The sequence below is a fragment of the Agromyces sp. P1_H4 genome (genome assembly GCF_056405255.1).
In genome coordinates, this window is sequence record NZ_JBFUCL010000387.1 from 1 (window position 1) to 3,281 (window position 3,281).

At 68.2% G+C, this 3,281-nt stretch carries 2 protein-coding genes and 1 pseudogene; all 3 read left to right on the plus strand.

The window, feature by feature from the left end; all coding sequences use genetic code 11:
• Nucleotides 1–258, plus strand: a pseudogene (locus AC1DY2_RS17585) (BMP family ABC transporter substrate-binding protein); the annotation flags it as partial.
• A gap of 201 nt (nucleotides 259–459) precedes the next feature.
• Nucleotides 460–1,554, plus strand: coding sequence for a BMP family lipoprotein (locus tag AC1DY2_RS17590; RefSeq protein WP_309973309.1), 1,095 nt, complete (start codon nucleotides 460–462; stop codon nucleotides 1,552–1,554).
• Between the two features lie 164 nt (nucleotides 1,555–1,718).
• Entirely contained in the window at nucleotides 1,719–3,236 is a 1,518-nt protein-coding gene (locus AC1DY2_RS17595; protein WP_476763588.1) for an ABC transporter ATP-binding protein, read from the plus strand.
• The last annotated feature ends 45 nt before the right edge of the window (nucleotides 3,237–3,281 follow it).

Genomic DNA, 3,281 nt, shown 5'->3' on the forward strand with positions numbered 1-3,281 from the left:
CGGCCGGTGCTGCTCACCAGCGTGCTGAAGAACACGCAGGACGCGATGGTCGAGATCGTCGGCGCCGTGCAGGACGGCTCCTTCTCGAACGAGCCCTACGTCGGCACACTCGAGAACGGCGGCGTCGAGATCGCGCMCTACCACGACCTCGCGGCGCTCGTCACGCCCGAGCTCGACGGCGAGATCGAGGGCCTGCGACAGGCGATCATCGCCGGTGAGCTCGTCGTCGATTCGCCCAGCTCACCCGCTTCGCGCTGACCCGGAGCGGGCACGAGGGCCCCGGCCGGGACCGGTGGCCCCCGTGCGGGGGAGTAGCGGCCTGCTCATATGAGCAGAATGTCGCGTCTTCATAACCATTGCATGTCCCCGGGCGACTGGGCCGGGGCGGCGGCCGCAACATTCGGTAACGTGACTCATCGAGTCCCCGCGACGGTCGGGGCGCAGTCTTTGGAGGACACAGTGAAGGTCACGACCAGGAAGGCCGCCCTCGGCGGTCTTGCGATGTTCGGCGCAGCCGTGCTGCTCGCCGGTTGCGGATCCGCGCCCGAGGACTCGGGCTCCACCGACGGGGCGGCGGCATCCGACTTCCTCCCCTGCATGGTCTCCGACGCGGGCGGTTTCGACGACAAGTCGTTCAACCAGCTCGGGTTCGAGGGCCTGACCAAGGCCGCCGACGAGCTCGGCGTCGAGCCGGTCACCGTGCAGTCCGACTCCGAGACGGACTTCGCGCCCAACCTGACGAACCTCGTCGACCAGGGCTGCAACCTCATCACCACGGTCGGCTTCGCGCTCGCCGCCGCCGCCGGCGAGTCCGCTGCGGCCAACCCCGACATCGAGTACGTCTCGATCGACGACGTCGTCGACAACGACTTCGACGGCAAGACCGACTCCGACAACATCAAGCCGATCATCTTCGACACGGCCCAGGCGGCGTTCCTCGCCGGCTACGCGGCCGCCGACTACTCGAAGACCGGCGTCGTCGGCACCTTCGGCGGCATGAACTTCCCGACCGTCTCGATCTTCATGGACGGCTTCAAGCAGGGCGTCGACTACCACAACACCGAGAAGGGCACGAATGTGCAGGTCCTCGGCTGGGACGGCACCGACGGCCTCTTCACCGGTGGCTTCGAGGCCAACGACACGGCCCGCAACACCGCGCAGGGCCTCATCGATCAGAACGTCGACGTGCTCCTGCCCGTCGGCGGCCCGATCTACCAGTCGGCTGCCGCGGCCATCCGCGACTCCGGCCGCGAGATCGCGATGATCGGCGTCGACGCGGACTTCACCGAGACCGACCCGTCGGTCGCCGACCTCATGCTCACCTCGATCCTCAAGGGCATCGACGTCGGCACGTACGAGGCCGTCATCGCAGCGGGCAACGGCGACTTCGACAACACCCCGTTCGTGGGCACCCTCGAGAACGAGGGCGTGGGCATCGCCCCGTTCCACGACTTCGAGTCGAAGGTCCCGTCGACGCTCCAGGGCGAGCTCGACGACCTCAAGGCCGCGATCATCGCGGGCGACGTCGAGGTCAAGTCCTACCTCGCCAAGTAGGAACGACGCTCTGATCGGGGAGGTCGGCACCAGCCGGCCTCCCCGATCGACGTCCAGGCGCACTTCGGAGCGGAACGCGCAACATCTGCGCAGCACCTCTCCGGCACCCTCAACTTTCGCGCAGCATCTCCGACGGATGCAGCCACCTCAGTAGGATCGGGGACATGAAGCTCGAACTTCGCGGCATCACGAAGCGATTCGGCAGCTTGGTCGCGAACGACCACATCGACCTCACCGTGGAGGCCGGAGAGATCCACTGCCTCCTCGGCGAGAACGGTGCAGGCAAGTCGACGCTCATGAACGTCCTGTACGGCCTGTACCAAGCCGACGAGGGCGAGGTGCTGCTCGACGACCAGGTCCAGCACTTCGCCGGCCCGGGCGACGCCATGGCAGCGCACATCGGCATGGTGCACCAGCACTTCATGCTCATCCCCGTCTTCACCGTCGCCGAGAACGTGATGCTCGGACACGAGGAGACGAAGCTCGGCGGACGACTCGACCTCCCCGCCGCACGCGCGAAGGTGCGCGAGATCTCCGAGCGGTTCGGGTTCGACGTCGACCCCGACGCGCTCGTCGACGACCTTCCCGTCGGCGTGCAGCAGCGCGTCGAGATCATCAAGGCGCTCTCCCGAGACGCGAAGGTGCTCGTCTTCGACGAGCCCACCGCCGTGCTCACGCCGCAGGAGACCGATGAGCTCATGGGCATCATGCGCCAGCTGAAGCAGACCGGCACCTCCATCGTCTTCATCACCCACAAGCTCCGCGAGGTGCGCGAGGTGGCCGACCGCATCACGGTCATCCGCCTCGGCAAGGTGGTCGGCGAGGCGTCCCCGACGGCGACGAACGCCGAGCTCGCGTCGCTCATGGTGGGCCGTGCCGTCGAGCTGACGGTGCACAAGGAGGAGCCCACGCTCGGCGACGCCGCACTCCAGGTGCAGGGCCTCACGGTGATCGACCCCATCGGCCAGCTCGTGGTCARCGACGTGAGCTTCGAGGTGCGCCGAGGTGAGATCCTCGCGATCGCCGGCGTCCAGGGCAACGGGCAGACCGAGTTGACCGAGGCGCTGCTCGGCCTGCAGCCGCGAGTGCAGGGCTCCATCAGGATCGACGGCATCGAGCTCGGCTCGTCCAGCGTGAAGCGGATCCTCGACGCCGGCGTCGGATTCGTACCCGAGGACCGCACGGAGGACGGACTGGTCGGCGAGTTCACCATCGCCGAGAACCTCATGCTCGACCGCAGCGACGGTGCGCCGTTCGTGCGGGGCGGCAGCATCCAGCGTGGCGCCCTCGCCGACTTCGCCCGCGACAAGGTGAAGGAGTTCGACGTCCGCACGCAAGGCATCGATTCCAAGGTGCGGCAGCTCTCCGGCGGCAACCAGCAGAAGGTCGTGCTGGCTCGCGAACTCAGCCGCGAGCTGCGCCTGCTCGTGGCCGCGCAGCCCACGCGCGGCGTCGACGTGGGCTCCATCGAATTCATCCACAAGCGCATCGTCGAGACCCGCGACGCCGGCGTCCCCGTGGTCGTCGTGTCCACCGAGCTCGACGAGGTGGTYGCCCTCGCCGACCGCATCATGGTCATGTACCGCGGCCGCATCGTGGGCATCGTCCCGGGCGACACCCCCCGCGACGTGCTCGGCCTGATGATGGCCGGCGAACAGCCCGCAGAAGGAGCCGCCGCATGAGCGACCCCCGTCAGCCCGACGCCGCCGGCTCGGCCGGATCGACGC